General features: G+C 55.9%; 25 protein-coding genes. 2 read left to right on the top strand and 23 right to left on the bottom strand.

The features are described from left to right. Positions 1-74: 74 nt before the first annotated feature. The 23 genes from K0I31_RS02050 to K0I31_RS01940 form a co-directional block, all read right to left on the bottom strand. Complete coding sequence (locus K0I31_RS02050) at positions 75-2,819, bottom strand: DUF8470 domain-containing protein (RefSeq protein ID WP_491573762.1); 2,745 nt, start codon at positions 2,817-2,819, stop codon at positions 75-77. Further along, positions 2,770-3,207 (bottom strand): MSHA biogenesis protein MshP, encoded by a 438-nt coding sequence (locus K0I31_RS02045; protein WP_220079725.1) that lies wholly within the window; start codon positions 3,205-3,207, stop codon positions 2,770-2,772. Before K0I31_RS02045 ends, K0I31_RS02050 begins: the two co-directional genes overlap by 50 nt. Continuing rightward, entirely contained in the window at positions 3,197-3,994 is a 798-nt protein-coding gene (locus K0I31_RS02040) for a PilW family protein (protein WP_220079724.1), read from the bottom strand. The genes K0I31_RS02045 and K0I31_RS02040 overlap by 11 nt, the downstream gene beginning before the upstream one ends. Beyond that, on the bottom strand, positions 3,994-4,545 hold the full coding sequence (locus K0I31_RS02035; RefSeq protein ID WP_220079723.1) for a type II secretion system protein: 552 nt from the start codon (positions 4,543-4,545) through the stop codon (positions 3,994-3,996). The genes K0I31_RS02040 and K0I31_RS02035 overlap by 1 nt, the downstream gene beginning before the upstream one ends. Then, positions 4,535-4,984, bottom strand: coding sequence for a type II secretion system protein (locus K0I31_RS02030; RefSeq protein WP_220079722.1), 450 nt, complete (start codon positions 4,982-4,984; stop codon positions 4,535-4,537). Before K0I31_RS02030 ends, K0I31_RS02035 begins: the two co-directional genes overlap by 11 nt. A gap of 146 nt (positions 4,985-5,130) precedes the next feature. Beyond that, on the bottom strand, positions 5,131-5,622 hold the full coding sequence (locus K0I31_RS02025; protein WP_220079721.1) for a type II secretion system protein: 492 nt from the start codon (positions 5,620-5,622) through the stop codon (positions 5,131-5,133). Between the two features lie 14 nt (positions 5,623-5,636). Then, complete coding sequence (locus tag K0I31_RS02020; protein WP_011864202.1) at positions 5,637-6,146, bottom strand: type II secretion system protein; 510 nt, start codon at positions 6,144-6,146, stop codon at positions 5,637-5,639. Positions 6,147-6,230: 84 nt separating this feature from the next. After that, complete coding sequence (locus K0I31_RS02015) at positions 6,231-6,845, bottom strand: type IV pilin protein (RefSeq protein ID WP_144200151.1); 615 nt, start codon at positions 6,843-6,845, stop codon at positions 6,231-6,233. Between the two features lie 94 nt (positions 6,846-6,939). After that, complete coding sequence (locus K0I31_RS02010) at positions 6,940-7,431, bottom strand: hypothetical protein (RefSeq protein WP_011864200.1); 492 nt, start codon at positions 7,429-7,431, stop codon at positions 6,940-6,942. Positions 7,432-7,463: 32 nt separating this feature from the next. Beyond that, on the bottom strand, positions 7,464-8,681 hold the full coding sequence (locus tag K0I31_RS02005) for a type II secretion system F family protein (protein WP_220079720.1): 1,218 nt from the start codon (positions 8,679-8,681) through the stop codon (positions 7,464-7,466). 2 nt (positions 8,682-8,683) lie between these two features. Beyond that, positions 8,684-10,444: a GspE/PulE family protein gene (locus K0I31_RS02000; protein WP_220079719.1), complete on the bottom strand. Its 1,761-nt coding sequence runs from the start codon at positions 10,442-10,444 to the stop codon at positions 8,684-8,686. Next, on the bottom strand, positions 10,441-11,601 hold the full coding sequence (locus tag K0I31_RS01995) for a tetratricopeptide repeat protein (RefSeq protein ID WP_220079718.1): 1,161 nt from the start codon (positions 11,599-11,601) through the stop codon (positions 10,441-10,443). The genes K0I31_RS02000 and K0I31_RS01995 overlap by 4 nt, the downstream gene beginning before the upstream one ends. Further along, entirely contained in the window at positions 11,598-12,503 is a 906-nt protein-coding gene (locus K0I31_RS01990; RefSeq protein WP_220079717.1) for an ExeA family protein, read from the bottom strand. Before K0I31_RS01990 ends, K0I31_RS01995 begins: the two co-directional genes overlap by 4 nt. A 4-nt stretch (positions 12,504-12,507) precedes the next feature. Continuing rightward, entirely contained in the window at positions 12,508-14,190 is a 1,683-nt protein-coding gene (mshL, locus tag K0I31_RS01985; protein WP_220079716.1) for a pilus (MSHA type) biogenesis protein MshL, read from the bottom strand. After that, on the bottom strand, positions 14,191-14,517 hold the full coding sequence (locus K0I31_RS01980) for an MSHA biogenesis protein MshK (protein ID WP_434086907.1): 327 nt from the start codon (positions 14,515-14,517) through the stop codon (positions 14,191-14,193). After that, complete coding sequence (locus K0I31_RS01975; protein WP_220079714.1) at positions 14,498-15,154, bottom strand: MSHA biogenesis protein MshJ; 657 nt, start codon at positions 15,152-15,154, stop codon at positions 14,498-14,500. The genes K0I31_RS01980 and K0I31_RS01975 overlap by 20 nt, the downstream gene beginning before the upstream one ends. Beyond that, positions 15,151-15,756 (bottom strand): PilN domain-containing protein, encoded by a 606-nt coding sequence (locus tag K0I31_RS01970; RefSeq protein WP_220079713.1) that lies wholly within the window; start codon positions 15,754-15,756, stop codon positions 15,151-15,153. Before K0I31_RS01970 ends, K0I31_RS01975 begins: the two co-directional genes overlap by 4 nt. Next, positions 15,757-16,635: an MSHA biogenesis protein MshI gene (locus tag K0I31_RS01965; RefSeq protein ID WP_220044026.1), complete on the bottom strand. Its 879-nt coding sequence runs from the start codon at positions 16,633-16,635 to the stop codon at positions 15,757-15,759. Positions 16,636-16,871: 236 nt separating this feature from the next. Continuing rightward, the gene (gene csrD, locus K0I31_RS01960) at positions 16,872-18,782 is read right to left on the bottom strand and encodes an RNase E specificity factor CsrD (protein ID WP_011864190.1); all 1,911 of its coding nucleotides are present in this window, start codon (positions 18,780-18,782) and stop codon (positions 16,872-16,874) included. A gap of 174 nt (positions 18,783-18,956) precedes the next feature. Then, entirely contained in the window at positions 18,957-20,204 is a 1,248-nt protein-coding gene (locus K0I31_RS01955; protein WP_144200046.1) for a malic enzyme-like NAD(P)-binding protein, read from the bottom strand. 179 nt (positions 20,205-20,383) lie between these two features. Continuing rightward, entirely contained in the window at positions 20,384-21,154 is a 771-nt protein-coding gene (locus tag K0I31_RS01950; RefSeq protein ID WP_220079712.1) for a thermonuclease family protein, read from the bottom strand. A 214-nt stretch (positions 21,155-21,368) separates the two neighbouring features. Beyond that, positions 21,369-21,581, bottom strand: a complete 213-nt coding sequence (gene rpmE / locus K0I31_RS01945) for a 50S ribosomal protein L31 (protein ID WP_011864187.1) — start codon at positions 21,579-21,581, stop codon at positions 21,369-21,371. 180 nt (positions 21,582-21,761) lie between these two features. Then, the gene (locus K0I31_RS01940) at positions 21,762-22,538 is read right to left on the bottom strand and encodes a FimV/HubP family polar landmark protein (RefSeq protein ID WP_220079711.1); all 777 of its coding nucleotides are present in this window, start codon (positions 22,536-22,538) and stop codon (positions 21,762-21,764) included. A 265-nt stretch (positions 22,539-22,803) separates the two neighbouring features. Between K0I31_RS01940 and priA the strand changes: the two genes are divergently transcribed. Together priA and argS are read left to right on the top strand one after the other, a co-directional pair. Then, positions 22,804-24,999 (top strand): primosomal protein N', encoded by a 2,196-nt coding sequence (priA, locus tag K0I31_RS01935; RefSeq protein ID WP_220079710.1) that lies wholly within the window; start codon positions 22,804-22,806, stop codon positions 24,997-24,999. A gap of 122 nt (positions 25,000-25,121) precedes the next feature. Beyond that, a complete protein-coding gene (gene argS, locus K0I31_RS01930) occupies positions 25,122-26,867 on the top strand; it encodes an arginine--tRNA ligase (protein ID WP_220079709.1) in 1,746 nt (581 codons plus the stop codon). The last annotated feature ends 12 nt before the right edge of the window (positions 26,868-26,879 follow it).

Raw genomic sequence — 26,879 nt, 5'->3', positions numbered from 1 at the left:
TTAGATAAATATCTGTTCATCATTGGGGCTTGTGTCAGCCTAAGTGAACACTCGCTCAGCAATTGGTAGATCGGCTATTTCACTTCCCGCCAATAGATGATCTTATCGTGTCCGCGATAGGTGCCAAAATAGGCATTAGCCCTCGGGTCAAACAAGGTATCAGCAGCGTTCCCCGGATAGTTCCAATAGCCCTTGAGCCAAGGTTCAACATGCAGCTTGAGGGGCACCTCGCCCGCCTGATTGGGGATGGCAAAATATAGATTGCCCACGCCATTCACCAGAGCGCCACTGCGCAGCGACAATCCACTATCGCTATAGGCCTGCAGATCGGGGAAGCCCGAAGGTAGGATGCGATACAGGCCAGAGGTTGCCGTCTCGCCTGCATCTAAGGAGGTCTGGGTATTAAAAATCGAGCAATTATCATCGCCATTTAATGTCCAGGTAGGCACGCCAGCAGTCACGCTTGAAACATATTCGCTGCGTAGTGGCAGCCGCAGGCTCTCCGACTGAGGGCCATAGCCGTTTTCCAGCACCAGACGGCCATAGCGCAGCTCGAAGGCCTTACCGTCGCCGATATCGCTGAAGGTAAATCCGCGGCAAGCGGCCGTTGCGCTGTCGCGATAACAGATGCCATCTTCATCGCTGACATCCAACGCCGACAAAACCAGATCAAACTTGGCATCGAAGGGTTCCAGTGGCGTCTGGGTGCGTCGGTAACTCGGCTGGGCGCCGATCAACTCAGCGACATTGGGTGAGGCCCGATAATTGACCTGGCCTGAGAGTGCCGGCTCCTGACTGTCGCCAATCACAGCTAGCCCTGTGCTGTCTTGATAGCTGCGCTCCGACCACTGATTGCGATCTGCCTCATCCCTGTGTTTGTAACGCCACCAATCGCCGATCTGGTAATTGCTGGTCACCTTATCTTGGGCATTTAACCCCGCCACCTGAATGTTTGGCTCGGCGCCCGTTTTAAAGCCGAAGGGCTGATCCAGATAGGTGAATGCGCCGCAGCTCTGGGCTGCCTCAGGGTCGTTGCCTGTAATGCTTAGGAAGGCTGGCGTGAAACGGCCAAATACCTCGCTGCTGGACTGGCTGGCGGGAATGGTTACTCCCTCGTAACTAACGTCCGCGCCAAGCGCCACCTGCATGGTGCCCACCTCGCTCCAGCTTTGATCATTGATGATCTGGGCACTGGCGCCTGATGACAGTGAGAACGCCAGACTATCACGGCCTAACACGCCGTTTACCCCGGTATCGGGCTGCACCACCTGTGACACCACGGACAGGCCGCCATGCTCGAAATTCTGCAATGCCTTGTTGTTACCGAAATCCTTATCATCATCGCTCTGCCAACAGGCCGCAGTCACCTGCATGCTAAAGGGTCCACCCGCTGCGGCCAGCACCTTACAGTCAGCGTCATAGGGATCACTGGCATCACAGCGCCCATTGGCACTGACATTGGCAAAATGAAAACCAGCAGGCGCCGAGGTAAAGCTATCGCTATGGGTGAGCACTAGCGTCTCTGAGCCTCCGGCAGGACGCGAAACAGTGTGGTTATGTTCGGCGCTAAGCGTCACCACGCCCGCCTCTGGGTAGTTGGCCGACAGACTGGCAACTCCTTCAGCGTTAAAATGCACCTGCATTGTCTGAGTGCCGCCACCATCGATCGCTATCGAGTCACTCGGCGATAACAGGCTATTCAGGGTAAGCTTAGCCGGGTTGTTGACCACGGCCGGGCGCAGATAATCGAAGCCGAAGCTAATCGTCTTGGTCTGATTGGCAAACAGGGGCTTACACTGCTGCGTCTGAGTATCCTTGGTCACAGCAAACAGGTTAAAGCTGTTACCCGTCTTACAGGCGGTGCTGTCCGGCACATCGAAATAGAATCCCGTATCGGCAAAGTCGAGCAGGCACTGGGCATTAGCCACCAGAGCACCGTCGATATAACAGCGATAGGGCGCGGATGGTGCCGTAGTGTCGAGTCCCAGGCGCACGCTGCCGCCGTCTGGGTGCCACACCTGGGTTTGAGCCGAGCCAGTAAAGCCGACATCGGCATATTTCAGGCCGTTCTTGGTCAGCTCGACGCTCGAGGAGACACTCGCCTGGGTCGAGCAGTCGGCGTTGACACAGGCCCGCAGCAGTATGTCTTTGGCGGCACAGCTCAGCGCATCCGAGGTAAATTCGAGCCGGTAATGGTCGACACTCACACCGCCCTTGTCACACATGCCGCCGAAGTCGGCATCATCCACAGCTCCCAGGTCAACATCCGCTCCACCATTGCCGCCAAATCTCAGACTCCCCCCTGATGCGATGGCGCCATCTATCCAAGCATTGCCGGTAAAAGTCACAGTGCCGGCAACATAGAGGATGCCGTTGATATAGTTCTGCCCGGCGACAGAGAGATCGCCCCTGACATAGATGATCAGGTTTTCGGCATTGCCAGATGCATTGATGCTGGCATTATTCATCGACAGGTTATCGAAGTAGAGGCGAGCCGTTTTCCCCGTGGTGCTCATATAGGATTTATTTTGAAAATCACCAGTAGCAAAGTCGTAATCCCCGGGAGCGAACCGTGAACTGTGCCCAGAACATCCCCACTTAGTACAAGTGAGGTTGCCGAGTCTAGGCCCAATATCATCGGGCGGCACCAGGCCGGGGTTATGGTTTCCGGTTGGCGGGTCAGTAAAGATCGCATCACACTGAGGCACGGCGAAAACACCTGTGGAGAAGATTAGGTAAAACAAGCCAGCGAGCAAGGTTATCAGGAGTCTATTCACGGGCCTCGACCTCCACCTTACGATTGACGCGCAGACAGGCATCGCCGTCGCAGTTGCCCACGGCGCAGGTCGCCTCACTGCCGATAAGATATTGGGTCACACTCTCACTCCCAGTCGCTACTGTGGTCTGATTGCAGCTCAACACCACGCTACAGCCATGAAAGCCCACCACATCCGGCGGTGTCCAACTAGCAGAGACGCTAGAACAACCGACCACAGCACCGCTTAGGGGAAACAGCTGCGCCAGGGCGGCATCGGCGCCGCTGTTCGCCGCGGCGAAGGCGCGGGTCGCCAACACCTCCAGGTTTACCCCCTCGTCGGCATCGCTGACGATATTGACGAGCGCCGCCGCCATCAGAAACATCACGGTTATGATGAAGATGCCTATCACTAGGGCGCTGCCTCGCTGCCTGACTCGATTAGGGAACATTGATCACCTGCACCTGATGTTGATATTGAAAGGTCTGGCCATTCACCTCGAAACGGGGCGATAGCTGCACCACGGCATTGTTAACCAGTGTACCCGGCGTGTAATGAATCGGCGCCTCGCTGCCGAGGTTATTGACCACATGCTGGCCCATCAAGGCCCCCGTCCCCATCTGCGCCGGTGTCGGCTGCGTGGTCTGAACCCCGTAGCCGTCGTAACGCCTGATATCGCCACTGCTTAAGAAGCAGTAACTCACGGCGCCATTGACCATGAAGTAGCGCTTCTGAGGCGATGCCTCATCGAAGCGCAGCGCATTGTTAAACTCGATCTGATTGCCACTCAGCTGGTTAACATCGAAGATACGCCCCTGTGTGGTCGACGGACTGTCTTGGTAGAGCTGAGCAGGTGAAAGCGGATAGATCACCATCTTGTGGGCTAGGTTAATTCCCTGGGCCGGGAGCATCACGCTGCCGCTGTCTGCCGCGCTGTCTGGCGCTATCGGCAGGCTGATATAGCTGGCGCTGGCGCTAATAGGCATAAACTCGATGCACTGGGCATCGCTTGAACTGGCCACCCTGATGCTGTTTGGCAGGGCATTACGCAGCTCCCGCGTCATACGCTCAATCACGAAACGGCTCTGGCTCAGCACCTGATCCACTGAGCTGGATTCGACGAAGATGCGGGTGCCCAAGATCACGAAGCTACTCACCCCGACCACCAGGATGCCGAGTATGATGATGACGGTCACCATCTCGACCAGGGTGAAGCCCTTGTTAGTTTGCAGCCGCATTAGTAGTTACTCCGCAGCGCATTATAGGTGATCACCTCGCCACTGGGTGTGGTCACATTGATCGCCACCAGCTTGCTGTTCTTGTCGCTGCCGGGATAGGTGACGCTGACCGATAGTTGGTAGTTAATATATTCCTGAGCATAGGTGCGATCCGAGTTGAGCATCTTGCTGGCCTGGGTCAGGCCATGATAGTCATCCACATCCCTATAGGCGTTGCGAGCCAGGCCGCCCGCGCCAAAGTTGGCCTCATCGGTACAGGGCAGCCCTACTGGCAATCCAAGGTCTGGCCTGGCCGCTGCGCCACAGGCGGGCACGCCGCCATTGGGATTGCTGTTCTGATCGTAACGCTTGCCCCAGATCTCATTGAGCAGGGAATGCGCCAGCTCGGCTGAGCGCACCCTGTGCAGGGTTTCGGCGGCGCGATCCGCCTGGGGAAACAGCATGCTGGTGAGCATAACCAGGGCGATGCCAAGCACTATAATGCCCACAACCAACTCGATCAGGGTAAAGCCTGAGGCGCGCCTTGGTAAGATAGCTCTGCTAGCGTCCATGAATATACCCCTGGCTCTCTATGGTGAGGTCTAAGGTTTCATCGGCGGTGACCTTGATGGTGCAGCCCGTAGCGCAGCTGCCCGTCACCCTGCCATCACGGTCGAAGATCAAGGTGAAGCTGTTCAAGCCACCTAAACTCAGGCTGGTCTGGCGGGGTAGCGACTGGGCATTGCCGCTGACCGACATACTACTGCAGTCGGCGCCATAGATGTCGGCGCGATAACTTGTCGCCGTCACACTCACCTTGTAGCAGCGATCCAGGTTATTCAGCGCCATCAGCTGGACTCGTCTGAGCTCGCCAATCAGTTCGTCTCTCAAGGTATAGGCGCTGTAGCTTGAGGCGGTAAAGAAGCGCGGCAAGACCACCACAGATAAAATGGCAATCAAGATGATGGTAGTGACCAGCTCCACAAGGGTAAAACCTTGTTGTTTATTCATCGACACCCCAGCCGCAACACGCTGATAGCGTTAAACTTTCTAATAACCTACAGAGTATGGCAAATATTGCCATCGATTTCAGTAATTAGTCTCTCGCCACAGACAAAAAAGGCCTGCATTGCAGGCCTTTAGATAGTACTAAACCATTAACAGTTATCTAAAACGGTTTTATAAACAGGTAAGCTGCTGGATGTAGCATCCGTGTACTCAAGGAAACACTTCTTATCTGCCGCCGGAGTAAAATCTGCAGGATGAATGATGATATCAGCAGTGCTCACACCAGCTGATGGTGCAGCTATCGTCCAATCAGCACTATCCACTTCAAGTACTTTCGCTAACTCTGTAGCATCCGCCTTCACGTAACCATATACTGCCTTGGTATCAGCAGTACCGTCTCCAGTCGTATCAACGTTATTTGCGTCATTCGAATTAGCATCTTTTTCTTTACCCTGGATTGCGGCCTTGGAGTAAAGCAAGGTATTGGCACCCTGTAGTGCCCCCTTCATACCTTCAACCGTCGATTTACGAGCATCACTCTGTAGGTTGATAAACTTTGGCGCCGCGGTCACCGCCAGAATCCCTAAAATGATAATTACGACCACTAACTCGATTAGTGTAAAACCTTTCTGTTTGTTCATTTACAGCGCCCCAATTAACAATCTGTAGTAACAGCGGTGACAACCGCAGGTGTGCTTGCATTCCCAGCCGTCGTATAGTCTATGCGACATGCATCTGTCGACTTCTTGCCCTTAGGCACTATGATAAACTTAGTCTCACTAGAATAGAGTACGCCCCAATCTTGGGCTGTAACACTATCAGCAGCGCTCAAGGCTTCAAAAGTCATATCCATGGCTTTCTCTAAGTTTGTCTTTACTGTTGCCGTATCGGTTGCACTGTCCAAGTATCCATAATCTGTTGTGACGGCTACACCGGTAGCGATTGTAATAGACGCTCCTTGATCCTTCTCTTTGCCGGCAATCGCCGCCTTAGAATAAACGAGTGAATTAGCGCCTTGAAGTGCCGCTTTCACCCCTTCTACCGTCGATGCACGCGCATCGCTCTGTAAGTTAATAAACTTAGGCGCTGCGGTCACGGCCAGAATCCCTAAGATGATGATCACAACCACTAACTCGATCAGTGTAAAGCCGTTTTGCTTCTTCATGTCGTTCCCTTGTTATTTTCGCTTCTGCTAACTTTCAACTTTTCAATAAAATTCTGTCGGCCTCGCCGAGGGCAGGGCGCAAGATTAATTGGTAAAACTCAACACCTGACCGGTACCTGGGTTGTAGAGGATACCTTTAGCGTTGGCGGTAGCCAGATCCGGTGTAGGTGTAGGCACGCCCGTGGTTGGGTTTAATGCCAGCGAGGTCACCTGGTGGTAGACACAAAGATCTAAGTTGGTCACCTGAGTGCCATCGATCGCTACCCCATTACCACCGGCGCCATCCAGTACGCGCGCGGTAAAGCGCTGATTACGGGCATCCTGATTAAAGAGCACGTTACGCGGTGCGCCCTGAAGAATATTCTGGAATACCTCCTGACAGGCGGCATCTGTCATACCGGTCGCGCTCACGATACCACTGCCCGAAGTCAAGCCCGTTGGGAAGCCGAAACGAGTATCCAGGGAGATCTGCGTACCATCCAGTACCACATTGGCATTATTACGACCATCCACCTCCCATTGGGAGCGCACGAAGCTCACCGCCGTGGCTAGACCACCGGCTACGCCATCTACGCTAGCATCTTCTGCATCGTCGGTCACATTCAAAAAACGGGGAATGGCAGTGGCCGCCAGAATTCCCAGGATCACAATCACGATCACCAGCTCGATCAGAGAGAAACCGCTCTGTTTGGTTGGCATGTTTTGGGCTCGCATTTTCATAAAAAACTCCCTTAGATAATCCTGATAATTCTAGCAGTTACAGCAAATTATAAAACCTTAGAAGTCGCTAAATTCAGCGATCTGTCAAAAAAATAACGCGTCCACTAGTGAGTTGATAACTCAATCGATCACCGTTATTAGCAATATAACTACAAACCTCTCCAGCCTGGTCCGCTTGTGTAACAATTTTGGCTAAATCATCCCGACCACCTAACAGCTGCCACCAGAGGGTCTTGCAGTTCTCCTCGGTGATTTGCGCCAAGGTTGGCCAACCCTGATCACTCATCTTGATCAGGGGTTGCTCGCCGTCCCTGAGTTCCATGGCCGTGGACCAGTCGAGATGCATCTCGGCGGGGCGCCCCTGCACCAACCATTGAGAGCGCACCATGGCCAGCACATTCAGCAGGCGGCTGTGCTCCAGCTTCAGCCCCTGAGAAGAGACCTGATCCACCTTGGCAAAATAACCGTAACCCAGTACGCCCAAGATGAGCAAGAGCACCACTATGGCAATCATCTTGCCGTAGGCCTGCATCAGCTCGCTGTCGACCCGTGTCTGGTTTTCCATCAGCACAGCTCCCGGCTCAAGGCTGCCATGGGTTATCCCCCCTTGACCACATTGAGCATGTCCCACATCGGCAGGTAGATGCCCAGCGCCAGAATGAGAACGATCACCGCGACTATGCCGATCAAGATAGGTTCCAGCTTGGCGGTCAGGTTCTTGAGGTCGTAATCGACCTCCCCCTCGTAAAAGTCGGCGGCGTCGTTAAGCAGTTGATCTATCTGGCCCGTCTCTTCACCTACGGCCACCATCTGCAGCACCAGCGGGGTAAAGAGCTGACTCTGGTTCGACACCCGCAGCATAGACTCGCCGGACTCGATGCCCCGGCGCATGGCCACTATGCGGTCATGCATATAGGCATTATCCACGGCATCGGCTACCAGGCTCAGGGCCTGTGTCATGGGCACGCCAGCGCTCAGCATCATGGAGAAACTGCGGCAATACCGCGACAGGGTCGAGCGTTCTATGATGCTGCCCACCGCAGGGATCTTAAGTTTCCATCTGTCCCATTGCTGTTCGCCCTTCTCTGTATTGTGCCAATAGCGGATCCCCACGAAGCACCCCACCAAGGCGATGAGCAACAGGTACCAATAGTTGACGAAGAAGTTAGAAGTGCCGATCAGCAACTTGGTAGCCCAGGGCAGATCCGCGCCAAAACGGGCGAACAGATCGGCAAACTTAGGGATCACCATGATATTGAGCACTACCATGGCCAGGGCCACCGCCATCAAGACGAAGATGGGATAACGCATCGCCGCCTTGATGCGCCTGCGGGTCTCCTGCTCGCGTTCGATATAGCCAGATAGCTGAATAAAGGCATCCTCCAGCTTACCCGTGTTCTCCCCCACATGGATCATGGAGACAAACAGGGCATCGAACACATCCGGGTGATGGTTCATCGCCGATGAAAGCGGACGACCGGATATCAGCTGCTCTGAAATATCGTTGAGGGCATCCTTCATGCGTTTGGAGTGAGAACTCTCCGACAGGCCGACGATGGCCCGCAAAATAGGGATGCCCGAGCGGGTGAGCGAATACATTTGCCGGGTAAAGATTTGCAGCTCATCCAGGCCAACCTTACTCTTGAACAGGCTGCCCAGGTGAAACTCGCGCGCAACTTTGGCCTCCACCAGCTCAAGGGGGATCACGGCGCGAGACAGCAGCTGATCGGCGGCGGCGCTTTGGGTGGTCGCATCGAGCCGCCCGCTGACCGCATTGCCCTGTGCATCACGCCCCTTGTACTGATAGACAGGCATAGTTAGCCCTCAATCTCATGTTGATGGATCATCTCCTGCGAGATGGGCACCTGGGCATCGCTGGCATCTTCGATAAGCTTCGCCACCTCTTCCATAGTGGTCATGCCCTCAGCAAGGTAGTTGAGCGCCGACTCGGCCAGCGGAGTAAAGTTCGGGCTCTGGTAGGCGGCTAGGGCAAACGCCTGGGGATTGCCGCTTCGCATCGCATCGATCATCTTCTCATCCAGCTCCAGGATCTCGAATACACCGATACGGCCGCGATAGCCGCTACCGTTGCAACTCTGACAGCCGGTGCCGATACGAAACTTGGCCTGGCTGAAGTCGCGACCGCTGATGCTGCTAAGCCAGGCATGATCGGCGGCGCTAGGATCATAGGGCTGGGCACACTTGTGACAGACCCGGCGCACCAGACGCTGAGCGATGATCACCCTAAGCGCACTGGCCACCAGATAGCTGGCGGCGCCCATGTCCAGCAGACGCAGGGCTGAGGTGACCGCATCGTTGGTATGCAGTGTCGACAGCACAAAGTGACCTGTCAGCGCGCCCCTGAGGCCAATTTCGACGGTTTCCTGGTCACGCATCTCACCCACCATGATGATATCGGGGTCCTGACGCAAGGTGGTTCGCAGTACGTTGGAAAAATCTAAGCCTATCTTATGGTTAACTTGTACCTGATTGATACGCGGCAGCTGATACTCCACCGGATCTTCCACCGTGATGATCTTGCGATCGGCGGTGTTAAGCTCACTCAGCACGCCATAAAGCGTCGTGGTTTTACCGCTACCCGTAGGCCCGGTCACCAGCAGCATGCCGTGGGGACGTTTGATCTGTCTGCGCACCCGCGCCAGCATCTCGGCCGGCATGCCGGTCTCATCTAAAGTCAGCAAGCCCGCAGACTGATCCAGCAGACGCATCACCACTGACTCGCCGTGATAGATAGGCATGGTCGACATACGCACGTCTATCTTATGCCCCTTGATCTCCATGTGGAAACGGCCATCCTGGGGCAGACGCTTCTCTGAGATATCCAAGCCCGCCATCAACTTGAGGCGCAGCACCAGCGCCGAGGCGATGTTCACCTCTTGCAGGGTGTTCTCTTGCAGCTGGCCGTCGATACGCTGGCGGATCCTCAGCACCTTGTCACCGGGCTCGATATGAATATCTGAGGCGCGCATCTGCACCGCATCTTCGAAGATCGACTGCAGCAGCTTAACCACAGTTGTCTCGTTATCGCTGTCGGCATCGGTCAGGCTGGCGAGATCGAACTGATCGTCGGCGGCATATTCCTCCTCCAGCTTACCGGCGATCTGGGCGATCTCCCCGGTGCGGCGATACAGGTTGTCGAAAGCCTCCAGCAGCTGGGTCTCTGTGACCACGGCGATCTTAATTGCCTTGGGCGCCAGCAAGACCTCAATATTGTCCATCGCCTGTAGATCGGCAGGGTCGCTCATGGCCACCAGCACATGGTCGCCATTATCTTCCACCGCCAGGGCGCGATAACGACGGGCCTGCACCTCGGGTAGAAGATTCACGACTTGAGGCGGAATAGCCCGGCGGCTGATATCCAAAAAGGGAATATTGAGCTGCTGCGACAGAAACTTAAGCAGCTGCTCTTCTGTTATGCAGGAGAGATCGATCAGGGTGCGACCCAGCTTCTTGCCGGTATTTCTCTGCTCGGCCAGGGCCTGGCCCAGCTGCGCCTCGCTGATGATCGCTTCCTGTACCAATAAGTCGCCGAGGCGCATCTTTAACTTGGGTTTCACTCGATATCTCCTAACTGGGCCAGTCGCTGCTGAATAAAATCGCTGGCCTGCTGCGACAAGCCAGATAAGCCTAGGGCCTGAGCGTAGGCCTGCTTGGCGCTGGTGTATTTTTGCTGGGAATCTAAGGCGTAGGCCAGCCCCATCCACCACTTGGCCTGCGTGGGTTCGACCCTGGCCAGACGGCGATAACTCTCTTCGGCCAAGGCAAATTGCGATGCCTGCTGGGCAAGATGACTCTGCAGCACCCACTTCTGCTTGGCGAGCAGGTGATCATCTGGGATCGTGCGAAGCGCCGCCAAGGCCCCCTGGCTATCCCCCTGTGCCTCCAACACTTTGGCCAGCATGAGGGCGTAATCAAATTCCTGAGGATAGCGGGCGAGCCCCTGTTGCAGCACTGTCTTAGCCTCGCCCAACTGTCCCTGACCGTAATAGAGGGCCGCCAGATATTGACGTGCGCCGTGCAAGGCGGGATCGAGTCTTATCGCCTCGCTAAAATCATCCACCGCCTGGGAGAGCTGCCCGCCCTCCTGGGCCGACTTGCCCTGACTGAAGCGTTTCTCGGCCAGCGCCTCGGGTGACAGCTTCACCTCGGTCACCGCCATGGAGCCGGTCGCTTTGGCTGTCTTGGCGTCTGATGCCTGCTCGACCCGAACCCTCTGAGGCTTAGGAACAGGCTTACTCTCAGCAGCAGGCTTGCTCTCGCCCTTAGGCTCAGCAACGGAGGCTTTTTGGGGTGTAGCCATGAGTTCAGCACTAGCGTCGGTAGTAGACTCGATTTTGACTGCAACCTGAGCATCTGCTGCCAGTGAAGCCTCAGCCCTTGATTCCTCTGCAGGCGCTTCATCTGCTGCCAGTGCCGTTTCATTCGAAGCGATTTTCTCTACGCTCGGCTGTTTGAGGTCGCCGCTGGCGATCTCCTGGGCCAGAATCTGATTATCCTGTTGCAGTGCCAGGTTGGTGCGCTCAAGAGCCGCGTAGCGATCCCACGCCAGATAGCCCATGGCCAACAGCAGCAGAGCAAGCAGTGCGAGCAGCAACCAGGGCAGAAGCGACTGGGGCGCCTGACGATATTGCAGTGGCGGCACGGGCAGCTCATCCAGCCCATGGGACTGCTGGCGCTTATCCAGATCTTTTAGCATGGTATTGATGACGCTCATGCCAGCCCCCGGGTGAGCCAAAACCATAGCGCGCCGGCGAACAGCGACACGGCACCAGCCGTGCCCAGCCACCACCTGGGCAACAGCCCCTTGTCGGCATCCTGAGTGTCGATAATCGCCCCCTTCACGTGGCGCAGGCTCACCTTGTCTGCGCCTTCGCCATAGGCCAGCAACAGCGCCTTATGGGACAAGATATTGATGAGTCTCGGAATTCCTCTTGCTGCACGGGCGATGCGCTTACTCTCTCGGGCGCCAAATAGCCCCTCGCCGCGATAACCCGCCACCTCGAGTCTGTGGGCCTGGTAGGCTCGGGTCTCGTTGGCGGTCATGGGCCGCAGTTGATAACTGAAGGTGATTCGCTGTCTGAGCTGACGAAACTGCGCCTGTTGCAGCCGGGTATCCAGCTCAGGCTGGCCAAACAAGACAACCTGCAGCAGCTTGCGACTCTCTGTCTCCAGATTGGTGAACAGCCTCAGTGCCTCCAGGCTCTCGTCCGGCAGGGTCTGAGCCTCATCCAGCACCAGGACGATGGAATGTCCATGGGCGCTCAGCGCGATCAGCTGCTGTTGAATAAGGCTGGTGAGACGCTGCTGATCCAGATCGGCACTGTATTTTAGCCCCAGCTCCAGCGCCAGCGCCCAACGCAGCTCGCTGGGACTCAGATAAGGATTGGGCAGATAGGCGCAGTGAAAACGCTCGGGAATATCGTTGAGCAGTTTACGACAGATCAAGGTTTTACCCGTCCCGACCTCGCCGGTGACCTTGATAAAACCTTCCCCCGTCTGCAGGGCAGTTTGCAGCACTTGCAGCGCCTCGACATGGGGCGCCAAGCCGAAAAAGAAGCCGGTATTTGGCGTCAGCGAAAACGGAGCCTGCGCCAAATGAAAGTGCTGCAGATACAAGCGCCTACTCCTGTTTCTCTTCTGGGTACCAGCGATCCAGCAGTGCCTTAGAGCGTTGCAGCTCGGTCTGCCAGGTCTCGGCGCCCACCACGGTCGGCTTGAGCAGGATCACCAGCTCAGTCTTGCGTAGCGAGTTGGAACGGTTGGTAAAGGCTTCGCCCAGAAACGGAATATCCCCCAGCAGCGGCACCTTAGAGACCAGCTCGATATTTTCGCTCTTCATCAGGCCGCCGATCACCACCACATCGCCGGTATTGGCCTTGATCACAGTGTCCGACTCGCGGATCTCGCTCTGGGCCAGCGGCAGCTCGAGTGTGCTGTCTGATACCTTGATCGACTTGTTCTGCTCCTTGATATCGATAACCGATGGGTGGATGTGCAGCAGCACATTGCCCTCCTCGTCGATCTGCGGCGTCACGTCTAGCGCGATGCCAGAGAAAAACGGCGTCAGCTCCACTTCGGGTGTGGTGACCGGCGTGGTGCCCGCTACCGTGGTCGAAGACACATCTGTCACGAAATACTCATCTCGACCAACCTTGATCACCGCCTTCTGGTTGTTCGAGGCCGTCACCCTTGGGCTGGACAGCACATCCACATCACCCTGGGTATCGAGCAGGTTAATCATGGTGCTGAAGTCTTTGCCCTTGATCTGTAAGGAGGTGATGCCACCAATGGCCGAAGTGATCACATCCCCCAGACCATCGGGCGCCTGCGAGGTACCAAACTCGACGCTGTTGTTGCCGCTTTGGCCCAGCACGCTTTCCCAATGGATCCCCTGCTGATAACCGTCAGACAGGGTCACCTCGAGCACCTTGGCCTCGAGGATCACCTGACGCTGCAGATGACTCTCTGCGGTCTTAAGGAAGGTCTTCACCTGACGCAGCTCGTTGGGATAGGCCCTGATAGTCACCAGGCCCGCCTGCGGGCTGACCACCACCTGACGGCCGTCACCCGTGTTGCCTATGATAGATTCCAGCGTCTCTTTCAGCTCACCCCAGAAGTCTGTCTTGGTCTTGGAGCGGATAAAGGTGCCGTTGGTGGTCTCGTTGCTATTGTTGCTATTGCTGTCGCCACCGTTGTTGTTCGAGTTATTGTTGTTGTAATTATTGCTGTTGTTGCCGTTGTTATTACGGTTGTTATTGTTATCCGAGATCCGCCCAGAGTTCACCGAGGTCAGCGACAGGCCCTGACGCTCCATGTAGAGATAGTTGAGCGGGAAGGTCTCGGTGCGCATGCCAGCAGGGAATACACGCAGGATACGTCCTTCTCGGCTCACCTCGTAACCATAGATATCTTCGACCACCTGCAGCGCCTCGCTCAGGGTCACCCCCTTGAGGGACAGGGAGACTGTACCTGTCACATTAGGGTGCACGGCCACGCTCAGGGGCGTGCCCTGTACCAGGCTAGGGAAGAAGACCTTGGCATCGACATCCTTGGCCGACACATCGAAGCGTCGCTCGCTCGGCTGGCTTGGGGTCAAGGAGCCGAGCAGGGTTGATGACTGCAGCTCACGCTGCACCGAATCTGGCATCACGGCCGCCAGTGGTGGCGTTTGTGGCTTGTTCTGCGCCGCAGCAATCGATGTATCGATCGCCGATTTCGACTCGACAGGCTGGGGACGACCCGTTGTCTGACAGGCGGCTAACATCAGCACGAGCAGAGGTGTTATGGTTTTCATCGCAGTCATTTATTGTCCCTTTGTCGCAGTTACTTCTGGGTAGAGCTTGAGCTGGCGGCCATCGGCGAGCCAGACTCCCTGTGCCGTGATGCGAGTGATCCTCACACCTTGTACCCTGTCACCCTTGGTGAATGTCTTGTTATTGATAATGGCCGTCGCCGAATTGTCGGTGATCATCAGGCTGTTGAGCACCAGCTTCTGTCCACCTTGATGCTGCGCCGAGCCTATTGCCCCAGCACCTGGACGGGTCGGATCCCTCAGGGTCTGCGCCGAGGCCTGAGTCAGCCCAAGGCAAAACAGCGCCAGCAGGCAAACACTAATCTTGATTCGCAACACTGATAAAGTCCTTGTTAATACTGAGTGTGTAGACCTCTAACGTCACCTCGGCCTTAGGATAATCGCCCACCACATAATCCAGTTGGCGCCAATAGAGCTTATTGGGCATCGCCTCAACCGCCTCGATAAACTTGAGGGTGGCAAAGTAATCTCCCTCGAACGCCAGCTTGATGCCGTGGCTATAGAGATTGAGCTTGTTCTCATCCCCTAATGCCAACAGTGGCTTAGGCGCCAGAGACTCGAAACTTTGCAGGCGTATCCCTTTCACCCGACCCAGCAACTCGCCGAGCATGGCCGGCATCTTGTCCGCGGGTACCATATCGACCATCTGAAACGACAGCTGCTGGTCGAGATCCTTGGCTTGTTGTTGTAGCCCCGCCAGACGCTGACGATATTCCTGATCGGGGTCGGTCGCCAGGGTCTGCTGATACAGGGCAATCTGTTGCTCTGAGATTCTGTTCTCGGCGGTTAAGGCCTTGATATTACTCTGCACTCGGCTGCTCTGGGTCAGCAGAGACTCGAGCGGCAGATAGAGCAACATGCCGATCACCACCACGACCGCCACGGCGATCATCACCCGCTCGCGCTGACTCAGCTGATCGAAGGCTTCGCCCCAACGGGCTATCTGCTGTTTCATTTCGCCTGCTCCTCATCACGCTTGCTGCGCAGCACAAATCCCAGCGGCTGCTTGTCGCCCCGGTTCATGGTGAGCGTGCTAAAAGCCTGGCCCTTGAGCGGCTCGACCCCTTGCAGGCGTGCCAGCCAGAGGGGGACAGCATTCGGCGAGGCGCTAAAGCCCTCGAAGACAAACTGATCTTCCTGCACCTGGATGCGGCTCAGCCAGAGCTGATCGTCGGTCACCCGCGCAAGGCCGGTCAGCAGGGGAGAATAGCCCTTGCTGGTGAGGGTCTCCACATGGGAGAGTTCGCCGAGCAGCAGACGCTTGAGTTCCACCTGCTGCGATAGGAGATCCACCTGCTGCACCAGTGCCTGAGAGGCGCTGCGCTTGGCGATGGCCTGCTCGAGCTGCGCCTTCTGTTGGTCGAAGGCGGCCTTGTCGCTGAGTAGCTGATGCTTGTCGGCCTCCAGGCTTCCCAGATGCAGATAGGCCAGTAGGTTGGCGACCAGCAGCAAGACAAAGAGGCCGAAGCCAAGTTGTAGCAGGCGCGTAAAGGAGAGGCGCAACCTGGGCGGTAACAGGCTGGCAGTAAAGAGATTGACCCGCAGTTTTGAATTCATCTAGGCAGGCTCCTCCGTTTGACGTTCAAGCTCGGCCAATGCCCATTGGGCTAACTTATCCTGCACCTGATCACAGGCGATCACCTCGACGGCCTGATCGAAGTTTCGACTCAATAGCTGAGCCAGCATCTGACGCTCGCCGCCCATCAGCAGGGCGATAGAGGCTACCGGCGCCTGGCGCAGCTGGCTCTCGAAATAGTCCATCGAACGCTGCAGCTCCAGGCTGAGGTTATCGGCGACGTTTAGCTGCAGATCTTCGCTGGAGACTCTATCTAACTGACTGAATCCGCGGATACGGCGCTGCATATAGAGCTGCCCCTGTTTCACCACGGTCAGCAGCAGCTCGCTCCCCGGCTTGTGACAAAGCACCATGTGCGCCAGCTTATCTTCGGCGCCATAGTTGCTGATGGCCATCTCTTCGATGCTGATCCCGGCAATGGTCACCTGGTGCTTATCCGCTGCCTTAACCAGCGCCTGCAGCATGGCCTTATTAACCGCGACCACAGTCACCTTGTTGTTGGTGGACTCTGGTGACTCAAAATAATCCAGATGCAGGGACTCGACGGGCTCTGACACCATATCCTTGATGGACCAGACGAGCGCTTGATGCATCTCTTCTGGCTGCACCATGGGCTTGTCGACCACCAGCAGCTGGTAGAAGTCCTCGCTGAGCACGAGTTGCAGATGAGGGGCGGGGATTTTGTCGGTCAGCGCCTCAAATACGCCAGACCAGTCATCGCCCGACAGGGGCAGTGAAAATGAAGTGTCGCTGTCGCGCTTAAAGAAGGTCACTGCGGCGGCGTTGAGATATACGCCTAAATCGACTCTATCGTGCTTGGTTTGCCAGAAGGCAAATTTACTCAAAAGACTATTTTCCATTTAAGGCATATCCACCAATTTGATACTCACGCGCCATGAGTGTCCCAAATCGCTCTACCTCAAATGCCGGATGGATATTGCCTCGAGGAAAGCGTCAAAATAATAGCGTTATTGTAGCGACTAATCGCCTAATTTTATAGAAAAAATCTAACATCAATCAGATACACTCAGATAAACATAGAACAGTAACCCTGCCCTAACAAGCCCTTATCAGGCCCAACAGGGAGATAACAAAATCACGCGGCCTCTAGGGGGTCGCTAAAGAAACTGCCCTGTCCTGCACTCACCCCTAAAATCTTCAACGTCTGCCACTCCTCCAGCGACTCGACCCCTTCGGCAAAGACCTGCACCTCGGTGCGATAGAGTCCACCGATAAGGCTTCTGACAAACAATTGATTCTCTTGGCGTAAATGTATCTGCCGCACAATAGATCTGTGCAACTTAATCAGATCCACACGGCAAGATTGAAGATACTGGGTACTCACCACCTGCTGCCCTACCCGGTCGACACACAGGCTGGCGCCCATCTTGGCGATCATATCCAGCGGCGCCTTCAGTTTCGCCAGGTTATTCACCAGGATATCTTCGTTGATCTCGAAGATCAGCCGCGGCGTCAGGTGACGATACTCCAGCAGGGTCGTCTGTAGCCAACGGATAAAGGCGCGGCTGGTCAGTGTATCCAGAGAGAGATTAATACTGTATTTCCGCTGGTCCTTGGGTGACTTGGGTAACAGATCGAACAACACGGCCTCGATCACCTGACGCTCGATCTGGGGGATCAGGCCGCACTTGATCGCCATGGGCAAGAACAGGGTGGCGCGCACCAGATTGTCGCTGCTGTCGCGCAGACGGCAGGAGACCTCGCTGTGATGCTCCTTGCCATCGCTATCGAGTATCGCCTGGGTGAAGGGCACCACGCGCTTGTTGACCAGGGCATACTCGAGAAAGCTGCGCCAGCGCACCGAGCCTCTGGCAAACTCCTCGTCCACCGCGCCCTTGTCATACATGAACCAGCCGCTGTTGCCTTGAAACTGGGCCGCCCGCAGCGCCATCTCGGCCTCTTCGATCAGCTGCTCCTTGCTCTCGCCCACTTTGAAGTAGGCGACGCCAATATGAAAGAAGTCATCGCGATTGTTCACCCCTTCCAGTGGCTGACTCAGGCAGACCTTGAGCAGCCTGGCGGCCAGCTTCTCGGCATCGGCCAGGGAGATCTGCGGCACGACTATGGCAAACTGATTGTAGGAGCGACGGGAGAAGATGCTATTAGCCTGGCTGTCCAGCAGGTGACTGATGCCGCCTATGGTCTGGGTGAGCAGCTCCTGAATGCTGAACTCGTCAGCCTCCTGCTGTAAGAGATCCAGATCTTCCATCTCCAGCAGTAGCAGTACCCCGGGGGCCATCATGCCATCCTTGTTGCTCAGGGCGTCCAGGCGATTCTTGAGGAACAGGCGATTGCCGATACCCGACTCGGGGTCGAGGAAGGTGTTAGAGCGAATAAACTGGTCGAACCTGGCGCGCTGCTTCTGGGCATCATCGAGCTCAAGCAACATCTGGGTCAAGGCGCGGTTGATAAGCCTTGGACGGCCATGGCCCGTCTCGGCCAGCGCCTTGTCATAATCTCCCGAGAGGATCAGATGACTGCGCTTAGCCAGATCTTCTATACCCTGCAGCTGCAACGCCAGCCAGAGGTAGCCGCGGCGCACCAGCAGGCCTACCGCTATGCATCCAACCAGGAACACCAGACCGCCGTGCCAGCTGATGTTATGCAGCAAGAAGGGCTGAGGCAGGCTGATATGAAAATGCAGGTCTAAGGTCTCGTTGAGTACCCTGTCGTAGTTGACCACACTCTGATCATGATTACCCCGGTCGAAGCGGTACAGCGTCTCATCACCCCGGATCAGGGTAAATTTTTGTGCGTCGTAGGCGGCTAGGATCTGCGGCAGCCAGATATCCAGATGCTGCAGCTCGTGCCTCACCTGATGCTGCAGCAGCATCTCCTCCAGCTCTGTCATCTGTTGCTGTTGAAACTTATAGGTGAGCTGAATGAAACTGACCAGGGCGGTTAGCAGAAAGATGAAGGCGACCGCAGCGAGGGAAAGCAGCCAAAAGCCGGTTAACTTCTTGGTGAGGAGTTGTGTCAATTTCATTTCCGCTTCCTGCAGGATTATTATTATTTTTTACGTCTGAGACCGCTTTATCATCTAGGATCCCGAAAGGCTTTATCACCTAGGCTGAGCAACACCACTTACCATACAAATAAAGCCGTAAAGGCACAATAAAAAAGGGCCCTGAGGCCCTTTTCTTATCATCACCATCGCCGATTAGGCCATGTAGTGCTCAGGCAGTGTTGGCAAGGCCGCAACACCCGAATCGATAGCCGCCTGGGCAACGGCCTTGGCCACGTTTGACAGCAGGCGTGGATCCATCGGCTTAGGGATCACGTAATCTGGGCCAAACTTCAGCTCGGTCACGTCTGGATAAGCAGCCAATACCTCGGCAGGCACAGGCTCTTTCGCCAGGGCAGCGATGGCATGTACCGCGGCAATCTTCATCTCGTCGTTGATCTTGGCGGCGCGTACATCCAGGGCACCACGGAAGATGAAGGGGAAGCAGAGCACGTTATTTACCTGGTTAGGGTAATCGCTGCGGCCGGTACCCATGATCAGATCTTTGCGCACATCGTGGGCCAGCTCAGGCTTGATCTCTGGATCTGGGTTTGAACAGGCGAAGATCACCGGCTTCTCGGCCATCAGGGCAACGTCTTCAGCACTCAGCACGTCTGGGCCAGACAGACCCAGGAAGGCGTCGGCGCCCTTGATCACATCCTGCAGGGTGCGCTTGTCTGTGTTGTTGGCAAACAGCGCCTTGTATTCGTTGATATCTTCACGACGAGTGTGGATAACGCCCTTACGGTCCAGCATGTAGACATTCTCACGCTGCACGCCACACTTCACCAGCATGGTCATACAGGCGATAGCCGCCGCACCTGCGCCCATACAGACAAAGACAGCCTCTTCCAGCTTCTTACCCTGAATCTCCAGGGCGTTGATCATGCCGGCTGCAGTCACGATGGCCGTGCCGTGCTGATCGTCGTGGAATACAGGAACGTTACAACGCTCGATAAGCGCCTTCTCGATCTCGAAACACTCGGGCGCCTTGATATCTTCCAGGTTGATGCCACCGAAGGTATCGGCAATCGCCTCGACCGTGTTGATAAACTCTTCGGCGGTGCGGTGCTTCACCTCGATGTCTGTGGCATCGATATTGGCGAAATGTTTGAACAGCAGCGCCTTACCTTCCATCACAGGCTTAGAGGCCAGTGGGCCCAGGTTACCCAGACCTAAGATGGCGGTACCGTTAGAGATCACAGCAACCGTGTTGCCCTTGGCGGTGTAACGGTATGCGTCGTCAGGATTGGCAGCAATTTCACGCACCGGCTCGGCCACACCCGGACTATAGGCCAGCGCCAGATCCATGCTGGTCTCTGCGGGCTTGGTCAGGCTAACGGCGGTTTTGCCTGGTACGGGGAACTCATGGTAGTCAAGGGCTTGCTGACGGAAATCGGCCATTTTAGTAATCCTGCAAAAAATGCGACAAGTGTATTCAGAGTAAGGTCTTATTTGCCCCGCCTCGCTCCCCCAGATTTGGCAAGAATCGACGCAGGTCATTAGAGCGCTAAGATACTCGAAATTAGGCGATTTTTAAACAAGATATTAGAAAATTTCAGTTTATTATGAAGCCAAACGGTCTAAGGCTTATTTTGCAAACTTATCTGCGAAGGATGATGGGCAATCATCTGCCATTTTTTGTAGGAATAATACAACTCACCACGCACAATTACCGGACTTTCAAGCAGGTTTAGGGTTAAAATGTTGCTAAATTTACCAGATTCTTCTCTAGGTATACCCACATAAAAGATTTCATCGATAATCAGCCACAATTGCTGACCTTTTCTTTCAAAACCCGTCACCACTCCTCTGACCTCTCGCCAGCGATTGCGATCGTCACGATTTAGCTCATCCGGCGACTTGGCCTGATAGCTTTTATGGCTCCATAATCCACGTCGCTCCTGGCGGGCCTGAAGCTCGATATTGGCCAAACACTGCCAGAAATAATCGTTTTGATAGACCCTCGCCTTGGCATAGCCCTGACTCAGCATCATCTCCTGCAGGTGCTCTCCCTCCGCGGTATAGGCATAGGCTAAGGTTTTCCCTTGGGGATCCAGACGTTTACGGTCGAAGGCCAGTTTGAGTTTCTGCCCGGGCAGCAGACGCGAGGCGAGAAAATTGCGCGCCCGATTGGCGAAGGGTTCAGACAGCTCAGGGTAGTGCCTGTCTATCTCGGGCGAGTCGATGCCGATCAGCCTGAGCTGACGACCATCTTCCAGCATCAAGGTATCGCCATCGATCACCGAGGCGAAGGTGACAGTCTCATCATAATGGGTTGGCGCACACAGGCTGCCAGCGGCGGTCGCCAGAAAGGAGCAGAGAGAAAGAGAGAGGGCCAGAATCTTGTCCATAATGAATCACTTCCCTAAATTAAACGCTCAGTCATCAGTAATATCATAACCTTACAAGCATGTTAGGCTGATCGCCAACTCTGTTCAAGCTGGCCCACTTGCAAACTCGGTGACGGGATAAGTGGCAGGCTGAGCCCAAAGGCACTGACCAGCAAAAACGGGCAACAAAAAAGGCGCCATATAGGCGCCTTTTTCAGAGTTCTTTGCAGAAGTATTACTTCTTGCCAAGCATACCGAAACGCTTGTTGAACTTGTCGATACGTCCACCGGTATCCATAACTTTCTGAGTACCAGTGTAGAATGGGTGACATGCACCACATACGTCCAAGTGCAGTGGCTTACCTGCAGTTGAGTTTACTTTGATAACGTTACCACAAGTACAAGTTGCAGTGATTTCAGCATATTCAGGATGAATGCCTGGTTTCATTGGGATTACCTCAAGTTTAAGGCCATGTCGCACTTCCAACCCGAAGTCGGACACCACATGCAGTTAATAGAATATTTAGGCGCGAGATAGTACAGGATACCATCAATAGTTACAAGCATAGCCTGCAACTATTCTCCTGCATTATCTGATTTTCCTTCCAGCGGCGATCGGCCGCCATGCTTATTCTGCCGCCAGCGCCTCGAAGGCCGCTCGTGCCGCATCGGCGCTCTGGTATCTCTGCTTGAGGGCCGTCGATGGACACTTAAGGGTCACATCTGCACGCAGGCCATTGATCTTGCCGCCATTAAAGGCATTGGGGTTCGCCTCGAAGATGGCCAGCATGGCGCCGTAGGTGCTCAGCTGCCACTGCTTGGCGTAGCTGCTGCCGAGACGCCACAAAGTCTGAGGCGGGGCATAATCCAGCTGACACCCCTGCTGCACCCGATCGCCGGCATCGACAGGCGGTAAACTTGCCAGTGACTGCTGAGCCACTGCAAGGGATTGCGACGGCAGCTTGTCGGTCTTAGCTGTTTTAACCGGCGTATTTGATTTGACTGGCTTTGGCTTAACCGACTTGCTCGGCTGATAAGCCGTGGCGGCATCAAACAGCGGCATGCGCTTCACCTCCTGCCAGTTGTTGACCAGATACTCCTTGACCACCAGCTGCGCCTCGCCATCTTCCACCTCTTCGACGCCACTGAGCAGCAACATATAGGTGTTCATCGGCTTGACCATCAATCGCTCGCTGCCGGAGCGCTGCTCGACGATAAACTGCACCTTATCCAGGTTGACCGATTGGGCGACGATATTGACCCTGAGCGTCGGGCGCTGCCCCAGATCTGACAGCCTTTGATTGATACTGACATGGGTAAGCTTAGCCCAGGCGGGCAGGCTCATTAACCCGGCTTGTCCCAGCAGCACTAGACACAGCATGACCAGATATTGCACTCTCTTCATCGCAACCTTCTTATCCCTGTTTGGGTGGATCGATTCGACTCTCAGACGCTCACCTCAGGGTCACACGCATCCGCCATCCGGTCAGCCGACAACCCCGAGTCTCACCTAGCTATTAAGCAACAAGCTCATTGATGTTTCAACAATTTTGTCACAAGTCTTAGATCTGAATAGCCTAAGCTTTCCACCGACTTGTGACAGATTCTGGTAGCCCTCGTCAGACTGTCTGGTTACACTTGCTCTACTATTATTGCTACCAGCCGAATCTATGTCTCTGTTTGTCGAAGTCGCCCTCCCCGTCCCCATGCGCCAGGCCTTTAGCTATCGCGTCAAAGAGGCCGATCTCGACAAGGCTCAGGTAGGTGTCAGGGTCAGGGTACCCTTTGGCAGGCAGCAGCTGATCGGCCTAGTGACAGGCCTCAGCCAGAGCTGCGATCTGGCGCCGAACCAGATCAAATCGGTTATTGCCTTCCTCGACCACGAAGCAGTATTACCCCCCTCGCTCTATAAGCTGACCCAATGGGCTGCCCGCTACTATTTTTGCAGCCTGGGGCAGATGTTGTCTCAGGCCCTACCCGTCGCCCTGCGTAAGGGTGCCGAGGTAGAGGCCCAGCAGCTGCAGAGCTGGCGCGTGACCGCTGCCGGACAGGAAGCGGATATCGATCTGCTAAAGCGTGCACCCGCCCAGCGCAAGCTGCTGCTTGCCCTGTTAGAAACAGAGCTCAGCCAGGATGAACTCAATGCCCTGGAGCTGAGCAAGACGGCGCTAAAGGCTCTTGTTGAACGGGGCTGGATAGAGTGTATCGAGCGGCGTATCGAATCAAATCTCAGCTGGCGTGACGGGCTCGAACTCGATGAGACACCCCATCAGCTCAATCCCGAACAGGCCATCGCCGTCGCCACCCTCAACCAACAACAGGGCTACCACTGCACCCTACTCGAGGGGATCACGGGCTCGGGCAAGACAGAGGTCTATCTGGCACTGCTGGAAACTGTGCTTAAACAGGGCAAACAGGCACTGATCCTGGTGCCCGAGATTGGCCTGACACCCCAGACCATCAGCCGCTTCAAGCGTCGCTTCAAGGTGCAGGTGGCGGTGATCCACTCTGGGCTCACCGACAATCAACGCCTGAGCGCCTGGCGCCTAGCCAGAAGCGGCGAGGCCGCCATCATAATCGGCACCCGCTCGGCGCTGTTCACCCCCATGCGCTATCCCGGCATCATCATATTAGATGAGGAGCACGACGCCAGCTTCAAACAGCAAGAGGGGATCGGCTACCACGCCCGGGACTTAGCCGTGATGCGTGGCCATCTCGAATCAGTCCCCGTGCTACTTGGCAGCGCCACCCCCTCCCTGGAGACGCTACAGAATGCCCTCTCCGGGCGCTACCAACACCTAAGTCTGGGCAGCCGCGCCGGCGCCGCCGAGAAGGTGCGCCAGGGGATCATCGACATCCGCAATCAGCCGCTGAAGAATGGCCTCTCCCACGGCCTGCTCAACGAGATGCGTATCCATTTGGATGCGGGCAATCAGGTGCTGCTGTTTCTCAACCGCCGCGGCTTCGCCCCGGCGCTGCTGTGTCACGAATGCGGCCACCTGCACGAGTGCGACCGCTGCGACGCCTTCTTCACTGTGCATCAATCCCTCGGCGAGATCCGCTGCCACCACTGCGGCAATCAGTATGCCATCCCCAAGCAGTGTCATCAGTGCGGCAGCACCATGTTGATGGGCCAAGGGGTGGGAACCGAGCAGTTGGCTGACGCCCTGGCCAAGGAGTTTCCCAACTACCCTGTGGTGCGGATCGACCGCGACACCACCAGCCGCAAGGGGGCGCTCGAAACCCACCTTAACGCCATCCATAAGGGAGAATATAAGATCTTGGTGGGCACCCAGATGCTCGCCAAGGGCCACCATTTCCCCGACGTCACCCTGGTGGGCCTGTTAGATGTGGATGGCGCCCTGTTCAGCGCCGACTTTCGTGCCCCCGAGCGTTTCGGCCAGCTCTATACCCAGGTATCGGGCCGCGCCGGACGGGCGCGCAAGCCGGGCACTGTGCTGCTGCAGACCCACCAATGTGACAACCCCATACTGAGAGAGTTGATGCACAAGGGTTATGGCGAGTTCGCCCGCGGCCAGCTGGAGGAGCGTAAACAGGCCCTGTTGCCGCCTGCCTGGCACATGTTGCTGTTGCGTGCCGAGGCCCACAAGGCCGAAGATGCCGACGCCTTCCTCGCCCAGGTTGCCCAATTACTGCCGCAAGACGAGCAGTGTGAGATCATAGGCCCCATGCCCGCGCCCATGGACAGAAAAGCCGGTAAGTTCCGCCGTCAGCTGATGTTCCAGACCAAGACCCGCGGCCTGTTGCAGCAGGCCTTCGAGCAGGCATTGCCACAGATCGAAGCCCTGCCCCTGGCCAAGCGATGCCGCTGGAGCCTAGATCGCGACCCGCAGGATCTCCTGTGATCAAAAAATGCAAAAATAGCTCATAAAAATCCCGCCAGAGGATAGCAATTGGCCACCACAAGCGGCTAAAATACGCGGTTATCCCTGAATCTTTTTATTTAGCAACTGTCGATTAAACGCCAATGAAATCACATATTCAATCTTTGCTCGAACAAGCCATTCAAACCCTAAAACAGCAGGCGATCATCCCTGCGGATTTTGAGGCTCGTATTCAGGTAGACCGAACCAAAGACAAAACCCACGGTGATTTTGCCACCAACCTAGCCATGATGCTGACCAAGGTGGCTCGCAAGAATCCTCGTGAGGTCGCACAGCTGATAATCGATAGCCTGCCACAAGACAGCCAGGTGGCTAAAGTTGAGATCGCCGGCCCAGGTTTCATCAACTTCTTTATCGATGAGAACGCCCTGACCAACCAGCTGATGGCCGCCCTGAGCGACGATCACTTGGGTGTGGTCCTGCCAACGCCGCAGACAGTGGTGGTCGACTACTCTTCGCCAAACCTGGCCAAAGAGATGCACGTAGGTCACCTACGTTCAACCATTATCGGTGACGCCGTGGTACGCGCGCTGGAGTTCCAGGGTCACAAGGTGATCCGTCAGAACCATGTCGGCGACTGGGGCACCCAGTTCGGCATGCTGCTGGCCTACATGGAAGAGCTGCGCGCCCAGCAAGGCGAGCAAGCCCAGGTTGAACTGGCAGATCTCGAAAGCTTCTACCGCGCCGCCAAGGTACGTTTCGACGAGTCGGAAGAGTTTGCTACCCGCGCTCGCCAGCTCGTGGTTGAACTGCAATCGGGCGACGAGTACTGCAACAAGCTATGGCGTGAATTCAACGATATCTCCCTAAGTCACTGTCACGAGGTTTATGAGCGTCTGGGCGTGAGCCTGACCCGCGCCGACGTGCGCGGCGAGAGCGCCTACAACGATGACCTGGAGCAGGTGGTACGGGATCTGGATGCCCAGGGCCTATTGTCTGAAAGTAACGGCGCCAAGGTGGTCTTCCAGGATGAGTTCCAAACCAAAGAGGGTGAGCCACTGCCTGTGATCATCCAGAAGGCCGACGGCGGCTTCCTGTATGCCACCAGCGATCTGGCGGCGATGCGCTACCGCTCAAACGTACTCAAGGCCGACCGCGCCCTGTACTTCGTCGACCTGCGTCAGGCGCTGCACTTCCAGCAGGTATTCAGTCTGGCCCGCACCGCTAACTTCGTCCGTCCAGAGATGAGTCTGGAACACATGGGCTTTGGCACCATGAACGGAGAAGATGGTCGCCCATTCAAGACCCGCTCTGGTGGCGTGGTCAAGCTGGTTGACCTGCTGAGCGAGGCCGAGACCCGTGCACTGGAACTGGTTCGCAGCAAGAATCCAGATATGGATGAAGAGGAGCTAGCCAAGATCGCCAAGGTGGTGGGTATCGCCTCGGTGAAATATGCCGACCTGTCGAAAAACCGCGCCAGCGACTACATCTTCAGCTTCGAGCAGATGCTAAGCTTCGAGGGCAACACGGCGCCTTACCTGCTTTACGCCTACACGCGTGTGGCGGGCATCTTCAAGCGTGCGGCCGACATCGACCTAACCGGTGCCAGCATCAAGCTGGAACACGACAAGGAGAAGGAGCTTGGCAACAAGCTGGCCCAGTTTGCCGAGGTGTTAGGTCGCATGGTGGCCAAGGGTCAGCCTCACGCCCTGTGTGGCTACCTGTTTGAACTGGCGGGCGCCTTCTCAAGCTTCTACGAGGCCTGCCCAGTGCTGGCGGCCGACTCAGAAGATGAGAAGAAGAGCCGTCTATTGCTGGCACAGCTGACCGCTAAGACGCTTAAGCAGGGTCTGGATCTACTGGGTATCGAAACCTTAGAACGCATGTAGTATAGGGCGCCA

It is taken from the genome of Shewanella spartinae, from assembly GCF_019457555.1.
GTDB lineage: Bacteria > Pseudomonadota > Gammaproteobacteria > Enterobacterales > Shewanellaceae > Shewanella > Shewanella loihica.
Note: the sequence above shows the minus strand (reverse complement) of the source record. Positions and strands in the feature narration are given on the sequence as shown.